This window comes from Sinorhizobium numidicum (genome assembly GCF_029892045.1).
Classification (GTDB): Bacteria; Pseudomonadota; Alphaproteobacteria; order Rhizobiales; family Rhizobiaceae; genus Sinorhizobium; species Sinorhizobium numidicum.
In genome coordinates this window covers 366,222-382,916 of the sequence record NZ_CP120367.1, presented here as the reverse complement: position 1 = coordinate 382,916, position 16,695 = coordinate 366,222, and the positions used below count along the sequence as shown (strand labels likewise).

Genomic DNA, 16,695 nt, shown 5'->3' with positions numbered 1-16,695 from the left:
TCCGAGTTTGCGGAGATGACGCTCAGCAAGATCACGCCAATGAAGCATGCCGCAGCAAGACCAAAGGAGCTACGCGGCGGCTGGATGCCTTGGGGACGCCGCGACCAGCCGCGCATAGGCGATTGCCGAAAGCATGTTGACGTGGTTCGCTTTGCCGGTGCCGGCAATGTCGAAGGCCGTCCCATGATCGACCGATACACGATCGATCGGCAATCCGAGCGACACATTGACTGCCGTGTCGAAGGCCACGAGCTTGATCGGGATATGTCCCTGGTCGTGGTACTGGGCAACAACCAGATCGAAAGCTCCAGTATGGGCGCGGGCGAAAACTGTGTCGGCCGAGATCGGACCTGAAACATCGATACCCTTGGCCTTTGCCAGTTCGACGGCGGGGGCCAGAAAACGCATGTCCTCGTCGCCAAAAAGGCCGTTTTCGCCGCAGTGCGGGTTGAGGCCCGCGACAGCGATACGCGGGTGCCTGCCGAGCCGCATGAAATGCGCGTGTCCGGCCCCAATCGTTGCAAGCACGCGTTCCACCGTCGCCCGCTCGATCGCGCCGCGAAGGGACACATGGGTCGAGACATGGATAGTATTCAGCCTTTCGGAGGCAAGCAGCATGAACGAGCTCTTCGACCCGGTCAGATGGGCAAGCAGACCGGTATGACCGTCGAAATGATGGCCGGCGAGATTCATCGCCTCCTTGTTGATCGGGGCGGTGACGATGCAATCGGCTTCGCCTGCGAGCGCCAGGTCGACCGCGCGGCGAATATAGCGCACCGAGGCTTCGCCTGCCGCAGCGCTGACTTTTCCGATCTCCGGCAATGGTGCGTCGAGCGGCACTTCATCGACCAGCACGGCGCCATCGGTTGGCACCGTCTCGAAATTGACCGATACGGACGTCACTCGCTTGGCGCGTTCCAGCGCTTCAAGATTGCCGACCACAACGAAGTTCGCGAGCGCTTTTCGCGGCAATGTTGCGAGCGCTTTGACGATGACCTCCGGTCCCACGCCCGCCGGATCCCCGAGTGTTATTGCGACACGCGTCTCGTTTCTCATGATCTCTCTTGCCTCCTGCGGAATATGCGACCCTCTATCCTACGGTCTGAGGGGTGCCAGCCCCAGGTCAAGACGCGGCCGATTATAATGTACTGCGCTCGGCACTCCGGGGGATGGCCGCTCGCATAGTTTGCGTCGCCTAATAGGCTGCCTCGTAGATCGACAAAATGTCAGCGCGGGAAAGTTCGCGCGGATTGTTGTCGAGCAGACGCCTGATGGCGAAGGCGTCGTCGGCCATCGTGCCGAGGTCATCGGCCGCGACACCCAGTTCAGACAGTTGCATCTCTATGCCGAGTGAGGCGCAGAATTCGTGCGCTGCTTCGAAGACCGAACCGATATCGTCTGACGGCGCAAGTCCCAGTGCCTCGAGGATCGCCTTCGTCTTTTCAAGGACAGCCGGCGTATTGAAGGCAAGAACATGCGGAAAGATCAGCGCGTTGGCGGCACCATGCGCGACGTGCCAGCGTGTACCGAGTGGATAGGCAAGGGCATGGCCTCCCGCCGTGTTCACTGGTCCGAGACAATAGCCGCCGTAAAGCGACGCCAAAGAAAGGCCGGCGCGCGCTTCCACGTCTTGTCCGTCACGCACGGCGCGCGCGAGATACCGCCCGACCAGACGAACGCCTTCGAGCGCGTAGATGTCAATCGCGGGGTGGGACTTGCGATTGGTGAAGGCCTCGACGCAATGGGCCATTGCATCTATTCCCGTTGCAGCCGTTACCTTCGGCGGTACCGAGAATGTCAGCGACGGATCAATCACGGCGATATCGGCAAGCATATGAATGCTCTCGACAGCGAGCTTCGCCTTGGTCTGCGGATCGGTCACCAAGGCGCGGATACCGGCCTCACTCCCTGTGCCCGAGGTCGTCGGGACTTGCGCAAGCGCCACGGTGCGCGGCTCGGCGACCTTTCCGGCGCCGACGACATCCGGCAGCCGCTGCGACGAGCTGGCAAGAACCGCCGCGAACTTGGCAAGATCCATGGCACTACCGCCGCCGAAGCCGACGATCAGGTCGGCGTTGGCACCGTTTGCAGCGTGGAGGACGCGATCAAGATCGGCCGTATCCGGTTCGCCTTTGACGTCACCAAACACCACGACCTCGCCGTTAAGCCCAAGGACGTCAATACGTTCTGCGTTGAAGGCGTCCGAAATAACGAGGACGCGACGGACGTCCTTGCCTTCGGCCCAAGTTCCAAGCCGCTTCGCCACGCCCATGCCGAATTCAATCTGGCCCGGCCTCACCATGGAAATCGGCGTCTCCAGCTTGCTCATCGGATCAATCCTCCCTGGCAGATGGCGGCAGCAGCGTAGATGTAAAGTTGTTACCTCTATTATCAGTCTGTGGCAAGGGCCGGAAGTCTAGCTTTGTCATTCAGTTGCACTCGATTCCCGCAGGTCGGCTCGCCAGATCTCGAATATGCCATTGTAAATGCGGCATACTTTGTCACAACCGTTTGCTTGAGGTGACGGCCCACTGAGACGCATATGGCGGCAGACAGCAGCCAAGAATCAGTCCATGATATTTGTCAACTTGCTTAGCACGCTCGACACCAACCGCATATCACCTGCCTTTCCCGACTTCCGGTTCCAGTCGGACATATTTGATAGCCCGGCGGAAATAGGTGTAGGCGACATGCAGCCTCCCTTCCTCGTCCTCGACGATCGAAGGATAGGAGAATTCGCGATTGAGCGAATCCCTCGAGTTGTTGCTGAGACAGAAACCATCGCCAGTGTCGAGATCAATCCGACGCGGGAAAGTCAGCCCGCCATCTGTCGAGAATGCGAGGCTGAGTGGGGCGCGCGGAACACCCCATATGGCTGGGCGGAGCGGTTGAGTGGACGCATCGAGAGCTTTCTCCTCCCCGCCTTCACCTTCGATTTCATCATAGAGCGAGTGACGCCGGGCATCCGACATCGATGCATTGGAATGGTTGTAAACCATTGCAATCATGCCGTTTTTCATGCGTATCGCTTGTATCGACGAGTTGTTGTTCGGCAAGTCCACCGGTTGTGGTGCTGTCCAATGGCGCCCCGCATCCTCAGAGTGGCTGCGAAGAACATTTGTCGCGAAGCGATTCCTGTAGAAGGCCACCATCTGATTGTCGCCGCTAGGCAATATATTCATGTGCACGGCGCCGATGCTTTCCGGCACCTCCTGCATGGCCCAGTTCCGACCTTGATCGCGCGAAACCAGCACGGCTGCACGGTCGATGTCACCGGTCCAGCGGCGGCCGGGCCCGCCTATACAGCGAAAGACCGGCAGCAGCCACTCACCCGCGTCGGTTGGCGCACAAAGGTGCCGGGAATGGGACAGAGAACTTCCGCCGGCCCGAAAGACCTGCCTCCATCGCTGGAAATGCGTCTTTTGACCACCGCTCCGTCCTGATTGCCTGAGGTCTGGGACGTAAACAGCAGCCACACGCGTCCGTCGGGCGCGGTGAAGACAAGGGGATTCTGCTCCGATTTGTCAGGATCGTTCGACATTTTACGCGGATCGGACCAGCACCGCCCGCCAGGCTCGAGGCGCGACATGTAAACGGAGATGTCGCCCATGCCTTCCATGGTCCCGCCAAACCAGACGCAACTCAGTGCACCATCGGGAAGGAAGGCGAGATTGGCGGCATGATTTTGCACGCAAGGCGACGGCAGAAAGGCCTCGTATCGATCGGTTTCGCCGAGGCTGCGCACAATCTCGCCAGTCATCCGGGGAGGAATCTCGTGCGGCTCGAGAGCAGTGTAGACCATCCGACCCCTCCTTTACGCCAAAGCAGCAAATTTGGTTGCGAGATCCGCCTGTTCGGCCTCTGTCAGCGCAATGAGGGGCGCCCGTGTCCTTATCCAGGCGCCCTCGCCTGTTTTGAGCCCGATCATCGCTTTGACCGTGGGGATCTGCACGTAGGAACTTGAGAGCGTTCGAAACGCGTTTATGCGCGCTTGCGCTGCTTCGATCTCGGCTGATTTTTCGGCATCCGATACGTGGTCGAAGATGAATCTTAAGGAATCGGCAATGAGATTGGAGGTCGCCGTGATGCACCCCGCACCGCCTGCCTGCAACAGCGGTAGAAGCAAGGGGTCCGCCCCGGCGAGTACAGAGAAATTCGGCAGTTCGGCGATGATCGCCTGCATATTGTTAAAGTCGCCTGCGGAATCCTTTATGCCGACGACCGTATCTGGAAAGGCTGCCGCAAGCCGCTTGATCAGCGGTATCGACAGCGGTATGCCCGAAACCTGCGGAATGTGGTACAGGATGATCTTCAGACGATTATCCTTTATCTTTTCAATTATTTGCGAGTAGGCAGCGTAAAGGCCCTCATCGCTGACACCCTTATAGTAGAAGGGCGGCAGCATGACGACCCTGCTCACGCCAAGTGAGAGCGCATGCTTCGTCAGCGCCACAGTGTCCGGTATCGCGGCGACACCCGTTCCGGGCATCAGCCGATCCGGCGCAATTCCCGCCGCAAGGGCGCTCTCCACGATCAGCCGACGCTCACCTTCCGAAAAAGAATTCGCCTCGCCCGTCGTGCCAAGCAGTGCCAGCCCATGACATCCCTCGTCGAGCAACCGCTTGCAATGAACCGAGAAAAGCGAGAGGTCCGGATCGCCGTTCTCTCGCAACGGTGTCGCGACGGCACAATAGACGCCGGTTACTGCGGGACTGGTGTTCATGACTATCTCCTCCGCTGGCTCGGCAGCCACCGCTTGTCGGCGGCGAGCAACTCGCGAAATAAGCCGTCCGCTCCACCGCGAGCCCATGTTGTAGGTTTTTGTGGTCAACAGCGACAAAGTTGTCAACACGAAATTCTGGGATCAAAATATCCACGAGCAGCAATCATTTGATTCCATTGCCTAAATGTGGCTCGTAAATATTTGAAGTTTCTCGTCCGGCGTTTTTTGTTGACATATTTACAATATCGGATGAGTGTTAGCACAATTAGGAGCGCCCAATCCGAGGAGAGCGGAGGCGCCCAATTTCACGCATGGGAGGAAGGAATGACCAGACGGAATGATTTGGAGTCTTCGGCGGTAACGGGCATCTCGCGTCGTGAGGCCCTGAAGCTGGGTTTGGGTGCTAGTGTTGCACTGACGATTGCCGGCATGAACGCGCGGATCGTCCTCGCTCAGGAAGGCCAGGTGCTGAAAGTCGCCAATCCGGCCTTCAATCAGGATTGGTCACCGCTGCGCGGCGGCGGCGTCCCCTACCGCTGGAACTCGGCCTGGTGGGCTTCGCCCATGTACTTCGACAGTGAGGGCAAGATCCATCCTTATGTCTTTGCAAGCTGGGAATCGTCCGAAGGCAACAAGGTCTGGACGTTCAAGATCGATCCGAAGGCAACCTTCTCCGACGGCAGCAAGATCACGGCCGAGGACGTCAAGGGTTCGTGGAACGTCTCGGCGATGCCGAACACCAAGAACCAGCGCGCCGACCAGGTGCTAAGCAAGGTTGCAGGCTATGCGGACGTGAGCGGCGGCAGCGCCAAGGAAATTTCCGGCATTGCGACCCCGGACGAAGGCACCGTCGTCGTGACGCTCAGCGAACCGGATCCCATCTATTTCATGCGTGTCGCCAACCACATCGCCCCGATTACCAAGGCCTCGCAGTCGCGAGGCGAAGACGGCGAGGAGATTGCCGACTGGTACATGCCCGATAACGGTGCCGTCTACTCCGGACCCTTTAAATTGACTGCGATCGATATCGACGCCGGGACCTTGACCTTCGAGCCGAACGAGAACTTCTTCGGCCCCAAGCCGAAGCTTGATCGGATCGAGATCAGTTCGATCGAGGATAACGTCACCGCAACCTCGCTCTTGAAATCCGGCGAATTCAACGCCCATACCGAACTTGTGACCTCCACGATCATCCAGGACCTCGGCCCCGAGTTCGCCGCCGGCCCGATCATCCCGACCAGCCAGCACTTCTGGTTCAACACGGCCCGCGCGCCGATGGACGATCCGAAGGTGCGCGAGGCGCTGATCCGCGCCGTTGATCGCGAAGGGCTGATGCGCGCTTCCTTCCCGGATGGTCCGCACAAGAAGACGGACGAGATCCTCAATTCCGTGCCGGGCGCGGACAATTCCGGCTTCGAGCCCTACCCTTACGATCCCGAAGGCGCCAAGAAGCTGCTTGCCGAGTCGACTTACGGCGGGCCCGAGAAATTGCCGAAGCTTCTTTTCGTCGGCATCTCTGGCCCGGCGATAGAGGCGGCTGCCCAGTTCATCGCCGAGCAATGGCGGCAGAACCTCGGCATCTCCGCAGTCGACATGAAGCCGCAGCAGGATGCCTATGCCGGTCCCGACCAGAACGCGGTGCAGATCTTCCGCGACGATGTCGGAACACGCGTGCCCGACGCCGCTTCCTACCTGCAGGGCTCGATCGCCTCGACCTCCTCGAACGCCCAGAACAAGCTCGGCGGCTACAAGAATGAGAAGGTCGACAGCCTGCTGAAGGAAGCCTCGATGAAGGGCGTCGATGATCCGCAGCGCGTAGCACTTGCGCAAGAGGCGCAGAAGGCGTTCCGCGAAGATTGGGCGTTCATTCCCTGGTATGCTCAGGCCATGTCGCGCTGGGCAACCGCCGAGGTGAAGGGCATCGAAAAGAACCTCGACTGGCAGGTCGCCAAACCGTGGGAGATTTCGATTGGCTGATGCACCCGGCACGGTCGGCCTATTTGCCGCCCGGGTGTCCAAAATTTGACCTCGTGCAGGGGCCAAAGCGCTCTCGCACGAGGTTCACTGCACGGAGTCCCGGATAGGCAACGACGGGTCCCTGCATCGAAATGGCCTCGGCTTGTGACGTGCTAAGGGCACGACAGGCCGGCCGAACAACAAATGCATGGCGTCCCGGACCATCAAAAATGCCGATCCGCAACGCCGTGCGGAAGGATTTGCGGCATGCTGCGTTATATCGCGACACGATTTGCCATCTGGGTACCGTCGGTTCTTCTGGTGATGATGGCGGTCTATGCGCTGGCCTTTTACGGGGCCGGTGACCCGATCAAGCTGATCTTTCTGCGCGCGCCCGGTGACGTTGCCTACAATCCCGAACGCATTGAGGCGATCAGGGAAAGCGCCGGTTTGAATAAACCCTTCTTCGAACAGTTTGGCTACTATGTCTGGAATCTTGTCCAGGGCAAATTCGGCAATTCGCTGAGCTCCGGGCGCTCAGTCTGGGCGATGATCTCGGCTGCCGCACCGGTCTCTTTCAAGCTGGCGCTCTGTGCTATCATTCTGACGGCGCTGGTCGCCATTCCACTCGGCCTGATTTCGGCACTCAATCAAAACCGGCGTCTCGACTATATCATCCTCGGGTCCGCGCTCTTTCTTTGGGCAATTCCGGCCTATGTTGCCGGACCCTTGCTCATGGTGGCTCTGATCGTCGCCTTGCCTGGCATCAACGTTCCCTACGGCTGGGGCGGCGTGTTCGATGTGCGCATCATCCTGCCCCTGATCGTTCTCTCCTTCCAACCGATTGCCCTCATCATTCGCCAAACGCGCGCAGCGGTCATTGAAGTGCTGTCAGAAGATTTCGTGCGGACTGCCCGGGCAAAGGGCGTGCCCGAAGTCGTCGTGGCGCTGCGTCACATATTGAGGCCGGTGCTGACACCGGTCGTGACGCAATTGGGTCTCATCATGATCACGATCGTCAATGGCGCTATTTTCGTTGAGCTCGTCTTCGGTCTTCCGGGGCTCGGCCGTCTGACCGTGCAGGCGCTCACCAATTCCGACTATCCGGTCATCCTGGCGATCACGCTCATCGGCTCGTTCCTGGTGATGCTCTCGAACCTGCTTGTCGACATTCTTTATCCGTTGCTCGATCCGCGCGCCGCCGATACGAGAAGGAGCCGCTGATGTCCGTCACTCGAGCCCATTCCGCAATGACCCCGGACGAAGCACCTGTCAGTCTTTGGCGTGACGCGTGGTACCGACTGAGTAGGAACCGTCTGGCGATCTTCGGCCTCTGCGTTATTGCCCTGCTCGCCTTCGTCGCCCTGTTCGGCCCTTACCTCACGCCTTACGATTTCCTGAGCCAGGATCTCGAGGCGCGCAACCAGGCACCGTCGCTCGCGCATCTTTTCGGTACCGATGATCTTGGACGCGACGTCTTCAGCCGCGTCGTATACGGGACGAGAACCGCATTCCTGGTTGCCATCGTCGTCACGGCCATTGCGCTTGTCCTCGGCACTGTGCTCGGGGCGGTTGCCGGCTTCTTCGGCAATCCGTTCGACCGCGTCATTATGTGGCTGACCGATGTCACCATGTCGGTGCCGAACCTCCTTCTCGTCGTCGTGATCAACGCCTCTTTGAAGACGCCGATCGCGCAGTGGATGGAGGCACGGTATCTGGAGACACTCAATCCGTTTTACCGCGAGACCGTCTGGATTGATTTCTTCTTGGTCTTCGGCTCCATGGCGCTGATCTCCTGGCCGCCTTATGCGCGTCTCGTGCGTGCCCAAGTGCTCTCGATCCGGGGGCGGCCCTATATCACCGCCGCGCAAGCGCTCGGGCTCTCCAATCGCATCATCCTCATGCGCTATGTGGTGCCGAATGCGCTGGGACCGCTCATTGTTGCCGTCAGCGCCGGTCTTGGCACGGCAATGGTATTGGAAAGCGCTTTCTCCTTCCTCGGAGTGGGCGTCAATCCGCCGACACCGAGCTGGGGAAACATGATCTCTGACGGGCTTCGCGTCTGGCAGCACTATCCGCATCTGCTTGCAGCGCCTGCTGCCGTTCTCGGCCTCGCGTCGGTTGCCTTCAGCTTCCTCGGCGACGGCCTAAACGACGCTCTTAATCCACGAGGCAACAAATGAGCGCTACAGCGACCAAGAACCGCCTGCTCGACGTCAAAGGACTGACGATCGAAATCGAGACACGCCGCGGCCCCTCGGTTGTCGTCGACGGCATCGACCTTCACGTCGACAAGGGCGAGACGCTCGGCGTCGTCGGAGAATCTGGATGCGGCAAGAGCCTCACCATGCTGAGCCTCATGCGTCTCCTGCCCAATAAAATCCGTGTCACGAACGGTGAAGCGCATTTCGACGGCCGTGACCTCCAAAAGATGTCGAACAGGGAACTCAGGAAAGTTCGTGGAGGCGACATCGGCTTCGTCTTCCAGGATCCGATGACCTCGCTTAATCCGGTGATGCGGATCGGGGACCAGCTTGCCGAACCACTGATCTACCACCGCGGCATGAGCAGACAAGAGGCGCGCGAGCGCGCGGTCGAACTCCTGCGCCTCGTGGGCATTCCAGGTCCCGAGCAGCGCATTCGAGCCTATGCCCACGAATTGTCGGGCGGCATGCGGCAGCGCGTGATGATCGCAATCGGTCTTGCCTGCGAGCCGAAGCTACTCATTGCTGACGAGCCGACGACGGCGCTCGATGTAACGATCCAGGCGCAGATCGTCGATCTGGTGAAGGGCTTGCGGGAAAAGCTTGGCATGTCGGTGGTGTGGATCACCCATGATCTGGCGCTGATCGCCGGCCTCGTCGACCGCGTTGTCGTGCTTTATGCCGGCACCGTGGTCGAGGACGCTCCGGTCGACGAGCTCTATGCCAATCCTCGCCACCCCTATACGCACGGCCTGCTCGCATCGATCCCGAAGCTCTCGGACGCTCCGGCGTCACGCCTGAATTCTATCGGCGGAACGCCGCCGGAGCCTGGCCGCAGGCCGCAGGGTTGCCCTTTCGCGCCGCGTTGCCCCTTGGCGATGGACACCTGTCGCACGCATGTGCCGAAGCTCGAGCCCGTTTCCGCCGCAGGCAGCCACCGCGCCGCCTGCTTCGCCGTCGAAAAAGCGCGGGAGGCCGCTTGATGGATGCTGGACCTCTCCTGAAGATCGAAAATCTCGTCAAGCATTTCCACGTCCGGCTCGGCGCCTTCGGCGAGCGGTCGGCGACCGTGCACGCGCTCGACGATGTTAGCCTCGATATCGTCGAGGGCGAGACCCTGAGCCTCGTCGGGGAATCAGGCTGCGGCAAGTCGACGACCGGGTTCACCATTTTGAACCTGCATCGGGCGACCTCCGGTAAGGTTCTCTACAAGGGCGAGGACCTGACCGCGCTTGACGAGAAGCGGATGCGTCCCTTCCGGCGCGATCTGCAGATCGTTTTTCAGGACCCCTATTCCACGCTCAATCCGCGGATGACGGTCGGCGAAGCAATCGGCGAGCCGATCCTCTTCCATAAGCTCGCCACCAAGGCGGAACTCAACGGCAAGGTCGCCGCGCTGCTCACTGATGTGGGCTTACCGCCGCGCTTTGCCTCGCGCTATCCGCACGAGCTTTCGGGCGGCCAGCGCCAGCGCGTGGTGATCGCACGCGCGCTTGCCTGCCAACCGAAGTTCATCGTTTGCGACGAGGCGATTTCCGCGCTCGACGTCTCGATCCAGGCGCAGATCATCAATCTCTTGCTCGACCTGCAGGAAAAATACGGCCTCACCTATCTCTTCATTGCCCATGACCTTGCCGTGGTGCGCCACATCTCCACCCGGGTCGGCGTCATGTATCTTGGCCGTCTGGCAGAGCTCGCCAGCCGCGACGCAGTTTTCCAGTCGCCGCTCCACCCCTATACCAAGGCGCTGCTTTCGGCAGTCCCGGAGACGGACCCAGAGCACGAACGCAACCGCAAGCGGCAGATTCTTCAGGGCGATGTACCGAGCCCGCTCGATCCGCCCACCGGCTGCCGCTTCCACACGCGTTGCCCCATCGCCATGGAAGTCTGCCGCAAAAAGATCCCCGTGTGGAAGGAGGCGCGGCCCGGTCACCTCGTTGCCTGCCATGCGGTCAATGGTGAATAGCTGTTATGACTATCAAAGTCGCCATCGTCGCCGATGACTTGACCGGTGCCCTCGATACCGGAACGCCATTCGTCAGCGCGGGCCTAAGCGTTGCCGTTGCGTTGGACGTCGAAGCAGTCGAAACGGCGATCGCGACGGGTGCGGAGGTCGTCGTCGTTAACACGCAGTCGCGCGCGCTCGACCCGGTTCGGGCGGTCGAGCGTATAAAGCAAGCCGCAACCGCGCTCAAGCGCACCTCACCGGCATTCGTCTTCAAGAAGATCGACTCGCGGCTCAAGGGCAATGTCGCGGTGGAAAGCGAAGCGCTCGCCGCTGCGTTCGGCCGCCTGGAGATGCTTGTTGCACCGGCTGTTCCCGATCAGCAGCGTCATACAAGCCAGGGGCATGTCGTCGGGTTTGGCATCGCCGACCCGTTGCCGATCATGCCCCTTTTTGCCGTCTGCGCGCCCGATGTGAGGGTTGCCGACGCATCGACCGACGACGATCTTGACGGAATTATCGAGGGACTGGACGGTTTAACGACGCTCGCGGTCGGCGCGCGCGGCCTCGGTTTGGCGCTGGCCCGCCAATTGGCGCTATCGCCCTCGCGAACGCCTTACAGCACTTCAGCGCGGACCCTCCTTGCCTTTGGCTCCCGCGACCCGATTACAAACTCGCAAATGGCGATGCTTCTGGAAAGCGGTTTGCTCGCAAGCCACCGCGACGCACCTCACGGCGTGGTCTCGGTCGATAATGAACCTCCAGGCTTACCAATGCTGCTGCGGTGCTCTGGCGATCTGACGGATCGACCAAAGGAGGTGGCGGACCGCTTCGCCGCCGGCGTCTCGAAAGTTGTGGCCGCGACCAGCCCCGACATACTGATAATGGGAGGAGGCGACACGGCCTATGCTATTCTCCACGTTTTGGGCGCGCGCGTGCTTTCGCCGAAGGGCGAGATCGAGGCGGGAATACCTTGGTTTGAAGCACAACTTCCCGGCCGCGGGCAAATGCGTTGCGCCGTCAAGTCGGGGGGCTTTGGCAATTCGCAATCTCTGATAAAGGTCTTGCAGGATGAGCCGGAGGTACGACAACTCGGGCAATGTCAAGAATGGTGGATAGAATGACAGACAGGGCCGAGATAGGCCAAGGGGTTGCAGCCGAAGGGAAAGCGGAGCGCGGCAGATCGGTGAAGCTCGTCGACCGCGTCTTCGATCAGCTGCATGAGCGTATCCGCACCGGCAACTATGCGCCGGACTCGCGACTGCCCGGCGAGCATGAACTTGCGTCCATGCTGGGCGTCTCCCGCCCGGTGGTGCGTGACGCGCTTGGGCGCCTGCGTGAGCAGGGCATGATTTATTCTCGCCAGGGCGCCGGCACCTTCGTTAGCGCACAGGTCTCGGCCGCCGCACATCTCGCCTATTCGCCGGTGAAATCGATCGCCGACATTCAGCGTTGCTATGAATTCCGCCTGACGATCGAACCTGCTGCCGCCTTCTTTGCCGCGCAGCGGCGCGACAAGGCGGCGATTGCCAAGATCGCTGCCGCGCTTGCAGAACTGCGCGAGGCGACCAGCCATCAGCTTCACCGCACCGACGCGGACTTTCTCTTTCACAAGGCGGTAGCGGAAGCGGCGAACAATCACTACTACACCGCCTCCCTTGAAGCCCTGAGAGCGCACATTGCAGTCGGCATGCATCTTCATGGGCTTTCACTTATGGGGCCGCGCCCGGGCCTCGAGCAGGTCTATGAAGAACACCACGCGATCTATCGCGCCGTCGCCGAGGGCCGCGCGGAAGATGCGCGCGATCTCATGCAAAAGCACCTCGAGGGCTCCCGCGACCGGCTTTTCGAAGGCAAGGTGCTGGACCTGTCTTTTTAGAGCCGGTCAGGCGAGGAAGACCGGCCGCAGCACGACCGTCTTTGTTGGTCGGCTCGAAGGCAAAAAAATCCGGCCGTCGGGGCCGGGCAGTCAACAGGGTTTTGGCTGTCCCTCCGAGAAGCGTGAAACTTTACGCTGTGCTGGGCGTGATCCCGGCCGCCTGCTGGAACCATCCAGCTGGTCCGGCGGCCGCCGCTTGTGCCAATGGCTGACCTTGGTCCAGCAGCAGGCTACCTCGGAAGGAGTAGAACTCACTCGACGCCCGGCGCATCGTAGAAGTTCTCCCCTCATAGAAGTAGTCGTCCGCCTCCACCGCTCCGGTAGCGATTACGACCGTTGTTGCATCAGGGACAACGAATATGGAAGTTCTCCCAAAGGATGATCTGATGCAGAATAGGCCATTGAAATCATTCTGAATTCTGGGAGAACGGCGATGACAAGCGGAGGGCGCGGGCAGATAGACCAGGCGAGGCGTCACTTCCTTGGCCTAACCGCTGCAGCGGGGGCCAGGATTGCCGCAATCAGTGCACTCGCGGCCACGATCCTCCTCCCATCGTCGATGGCCGAAGCGGCTTGGTGGAAAGAGGGTCACCCCGGACAGGGGAATGGTAACGGCCGTGACGGCTCGCGTGGCGGACCCATGTGCCTTCTCCGCGGCACCTCCATCACGACCCCTATGGGCGAGGTACGCATTGAAGATCTTCGTATCGGCGATCTCGTCCAAACAGTGCGCGGCAAAGCCATGCCGGTCAAATGGATCGGTCGCCACATCTACAGGCGAAGCGGCCCGACCTGGACCGAGAGAGTAATGCCGATCCGCATTGCCCGCTTCGCCCTCAATCAGCATACGCCAAGCAAGGATCTTTATCTCTCTGCCGGCCACGCTCTGCTGATTGACGGCATGCTCATCAGGGCGGCGGACCTTGTCAACGCCACCTCAATTTCTCCGGCCGTCCCTGCCGACCGCGACATAATCGAATACTTCCAGATCGTGCTCCATACGCATGAAGTGGTTCTCGCCGAGGGCGTTCCCGTCGAGACTTTCCTACTCGGAGACCATAACTACGAGGGATTCACGAATTTCGCTGAATTCGCGCGCCTCTATCCTGCTGACCAACATGCCACCATGACGCCTTTCGCGCCGTTCGCGTGCTATGGCGGCAGAGAACATCTGAAGGGGCTCTTACGCCTCGGGGCGGCGCGCCTCATTCCGGTGCATTCGCCGCTCCAGGACGCCTGCGACAGGATTGCGGCGCGCTCCAGGGAATTGATCGGCTGACCACCACAGATGCGAATCCACGTCTGATGACAACCACCCCTCGCCGTGCATCCACGACGCGTCCCAATCCCGCAACTCCCTCCCGAGCGGTACCGCTCTGGAGCTCCATCCCCGGTCCATGCCAGCAACCGACGAAAGCAGTGCCGGCTATCCAACGCGTCCTGCTTTTTCATTTCTTCGACGGGTACTTCATCACCTGCTCTTGGTTCGGTCGGGCTCACAGATCACCTCGCGCCCTTGCCCGCTGACCTTGCCGGTACGCGTGCTCTTGCGTCGAAACGAGCGTGCGATCGCGGCCCCGCTTCTGTCGCGGAAGTGCTGCAGCTTGATTCGCCGGCCACGCATTCGCCGACTTGCGGCCGGCGTTCGTACCGTGTGTCAGGCCGGGCAACCGATGGCATGCGATGACCTGCCTCGCCCGCATTCGCCTATATCATGCCTAATCAATGCCTAATCAATGCCTGACCTTGTGCCGCGCGGGAACGCGGCTTCGCTCGTTGAAAACTGAAATGGAGAAATCTCAAAGGCCGTCGTTGGGGCGTATTCTCCGTGCGACAAGTTGCACGACATCCAAGTTACTTCTAAGCCACTATAGACTAGATCAAACTGTTTATAGACGATTTATTGATGCCACGAGATTTCACTGCTTAGTATGGCAGTGCACAAGCGATGGATCGACGAGTATTTTTGCGTAACATCTGCGACAAGCTCCAAATCAATGTGATAAACATACTTTGGTTTGTGGTTTAATTTCTACGCTTGTGCCAATTCCACCATCTCTCGTGGAGGGCGCAATGTCGGGAGATCTCAAACCATTCGCTGAATGGCTTGCCCCAAAGTTTGCTTCGGGCGGCTCAATGGTACGGTCGCGGTCAACCTATGAGACCGGCAAACGTGCTTTCGATGTTTTCGCAACGTTGCTGATTGGGCCATTTGCCCTGGTGGTGGTTTGCATCCTGGCACTGGTCATCTGCCTTGATGGCGAGAGCGCCTTCTTCGGTCAGCCCCGGCTCGGGAAAGATGGCAAGGTGTTCAATCTCTGGAAGCTCCGTACCATGGTTCCGGACGCGGAGCGAAAGCTCCAAGCCTATCTGGAGGCGGATCCCGCGGCCCGGGCCGAATGGGAGCGAACTCAGAAACTCCAGCACGATCCTCGCGTGACGGCAGTGGGCAAGTATCTGCGCAGATTTTCTGCCGATGAATTGCCTCAGCTATTGAATATATTCCTAGGTCATATGAGTTTTGTTGGTCCGCGCCCGATGCTCCCGGAACAGCGGCCACTTTATCCTGGCACTGCGTACTTCGCCATGCGCCCAGGGCTTACAGGGCTCTGGCAGATAAGCGAGCGCAATGCATGTACGTTCGCAGAACGCGCCCTATACGATACACGCTACGCCGGCATTATGTCCTTCAGCACAGATTTGTGGATCCTGCTGCAGACTCCAGCTGTAGTCTTCCGCGGAACTGGAGTCTGACATCCGGGTAACGGCCGCGGTCCCCGGTGATCCATTAACTTTCGGAGGCAGGATAGGATCGACGCGACCTTTCAGAATTCTGATCTGCTTATGCTGGCAGCCGACGAATCGCCGAAGAGATCATTTATCTTATAAGCAACCTCAGTCCTGTTGGTCGCTTTGACCTTCTTCATGATGTTTCGGATGTGCACCTTGACCGTGCTTTCACGCAGGTTAAGCTCATACGCAATGATCTTGTTGGCCTTTCCCCGCCGTAACGCCTCAACGACTTCCGCCTGGCGCGCGGTAAACACACCATCCAGGGGGCGCGTGGCTGTGCTGCCCGTTTCGAGCACCCGGCGCATAGCGAATACACTGCTGGCAGGGACGAATATTCCGCCTGCGAGCGCAAGTGATATCGCCTCAACGCAGACATCAATGCTGACGGAGGAGGGAATGTAGCCTTTAGCACCGTACTCGAGCGCCTTCATTATCTGGGCCAGGTCGTCCGTATCAGCCAAGACGATAATGGGTGTCGGTTCGAATTCTGCTGATAGGCTCCTGATCTCCCCGGCAACAGTTGGTTCCACGATCCTCCTCCCTCCAACATTCAATACGACTGCTGCGAGTGGAGGGTGTTCTTTTTCCCTCTGCCTCCACTCTTCTATCGATCCGAATGCCAGGACCCGCATATCCAGTTTATGGGCGTTGATCGTCTGCGCAAGGCATTGACCGTCAAGCGCACGACTGTCGATTATCACAAGTGAACGTTCTGGCAGCAGTGACTGTTCGTCGTATGCCCTTGAAGGATCACCATGCTCCATCGCGGAGAGGTGAGAACTGTTATTTGAAACGTTTCCGTCATTCAGTATAGATGGTGAGGCCATTGTAACGCCCTCCCCTAAAAAGGTACTGTTTTTACGCCCCAATGCCTTGGGGCATCCAATTCGCGTGTTCCGCGCCCTAGATTTCTTCACATGTTATAGTTGAAAACCAGAGATACTGCGCTTGTGAGACACTATACGCTACATTCGAGAATTACTAGCCGACAACGTCTACTAAGGGGGCGCGGCCGGTTGGATTGTCCCGTACCCGATCCGATACCCAGTGTGCCGCATTTTTGTGCAGGTTAAAGACCTATGAAATTTTATAGTAGACGTACCTCTTTCGAAGTAACTGCGCGAAGCATACGCGCCGAACCTACCTTGTATTTTCTGACGGAAAGTTGGGAGGCTTGCGGGAGGAGGCCAAATCG

13 protein-coding genes and 1 pseudogene are annotated in these 16,695 nt (G+C 59.5%); 9 read left to right on the top strand and 5 right to left on the bottom strand.

The window, feature by feature from the left end; genetic code table 11:
- Positions 1-69: 69 nt before the first annotated feature.
- The 4 genes and pseudogenes from pdxA to PYH37_RS01755 form a co-directional block, all read right to left on the bottom strand.
- Entirely contained in the window at positions 70-1,056 is a 987-nt protein-coding gene (gene pdxA, locus PYH37_RS01770; protein ID WP_280731751.1) for a 4-hydroxythreonine-4-phosphate dehydrogenase PdxA, read from the bottom strand.
- Between the two features lie 139 nt (positions 1,057-1,195).
- Positions 1,196-2,329 carry an iron-containing alcohol dehydrogenase gene (locus tag PYH37_RS01765; RefSeq protein WP_280731750.1) on the bottom strand — a complete coding sequence of 378 codons (1,134 nt, stop codon included), beginning with the start codon at positions 2,327-2,329 and terminating at the stop codon, positions 1,196-1,198.
- 289 nt (positions 2,330-2,618) lie between these two features.
- Positions 2,619-3,802 (bottom strand): annotated as a pseudogene (locus PYH37_RS01760) (sialidase family protein).
- Positions 3,803-3,814: 12 nt separating this feature from the next.
- Positions 3,815-4,723: a dihydrodipicolinate synthase family protein gene (locus PYH37_RS01755; RefSeq protein ID WP_280731749.1), complete on the bottom strand. Its 909-nt coding sequence runs from the start codon at positions 4,721-4,723 to the stop codon at positions 3,815-3,817.
- 324 nt (positions 4,724-5,047) lie between these two features.
- On the opposite strand from PYH37_RS01755, the gene PYH37_RS01750 reads away from it, so the two are divergent.
- The 9 genes from PYH37_RS01750 (at position 5,048) to PYH37_RS01710 (ending at position 15,461) form a co-directional block, all read left to right on the top strand.
- Entirely contained in the window at positions 5,048-6,700 is a 1,653-nt protein-coding gene (locus tag PYH37_RS01750) for an ABC transporter substrate-binding protein (protein WP_280731748.1), read from the top strand.
- 246 nt (positions 6,701-6,946) lie between these two features.
- Positions 6,947-7,903, top strand: a complete 957-nt coding sequence (locus tag PYH37_RS01745; RefSeq protein WP_280731746.1) for an ABC transporter permease — start codon at positions 6,947-6,949, stop codon at positions 7,901-7,903.
- Positions 7,903-8,862 (top strand): ABC transporter permease, encoded by a 960-nt coding sequence (locus tag PYH37_RS01740; protein WP_280731745.1) that lies wholly within the window; start codon positions 7,903-7,905, stop codon positions 8,860-8,862. Before PYH37_RS01745 ends, PYH37_RS01740 begins: the two co-directional genes overlap by 1 nt.
- Complete coding sequence (locus PYH37_RS01735) at positions 8,859-9,866, top strand: ABC transporter ATP-binding protein (protein ID WP_280731744.1); 1,008 nt, start codon at positions 8,859-8,861, stop codon at positions 9,864-9,866. Before PYH37_RS01740 ends, PYH37_RS01735 begins: the two co-directional genes overlap by 4 nt.
- Positions 9,866-10,849 carry an ABC transporter ATP-binding protein gene (locus tag PYH37_RS01730; protein ID WP_280731742.1) on the top strand — a complete coding sequence of 328 codons (984 nt, stop codon included), beginning with the start codon at positions 9,866-9,868 and terminating at the stop codon, positions 10,847-10,849. Before PYH37_RS01735 ends, PYH37_RS01730 begins: the two co-directional genes overlap by 1 nt.
- Before the next feature lie 5 nt (positions 10,850-10,854).
- Entirely contained in the window at positions 10,855-11,952 is a 1,098-nt protein-coding gene (locus PYH37_RS01725) for a four-carbon acid sugar kinase family protein (RefSeq protein WP_280731741.1), read from the top strand.
- Positions 11,949-12,707 (top strand): FadR/GntR family transcriptional regulator, encoded by a 759-nt coding sequence (locus tag PYH37_RS01720; RefSeq protein ID WP_280731740.1) that lies wholly within the window; start codon positions 11,949-11,951, stop codon positions 12,705-12,707. The genes PYH37_RS01725 and PYH37_RS01720 overlap by 4 nt, the downstream gene beginning before the upstream one ends.
- Positions 12,708-13,140: 433 nt before the next feature.
- Positions 13,141-13,986: a Hint domain-containing protein gene (locus tag PYH37_RS01715; RefSeq protein WP_280731739.1), complete on the top strand. Its 846-nt coding sequence runs from the start codon at positions 13,141-13,143 to the stop codon at positions 13,984-13,986.
- Between the two features lie 794 nt (positions 13,987-14,780).
- Positions 14,781-15,461: a sugar transferase gene (locus PYH37_RS01710; RefSeq protein ID WP_280731738.1), complete on the top strand. Its 681-nt coding sequence runs from the start codon at positions 14,781-14,783 to the stop codon at positions 15,459-15,461.
- Between the two features lie 71 nt (positions 15,462-15,532).
- On the opposite strand, the gene PYH37_RS01705 is transcribed toward PYH37_RS01710, so the two are convergent.
- Positions 15,533-16,264: a response regulator transcription factor gene (locus PYH37_RS01705; RefSeq protein WP_280732497.1), complete on the bottom strand. Its 732-nt coding sequence runs from the start codon at positions 16,262-16,264 to the stop codon at positions 15,533-15,535.
- Between the last annotated feature and the right edge of the window lie 431 nt (positions 16,265-16,695).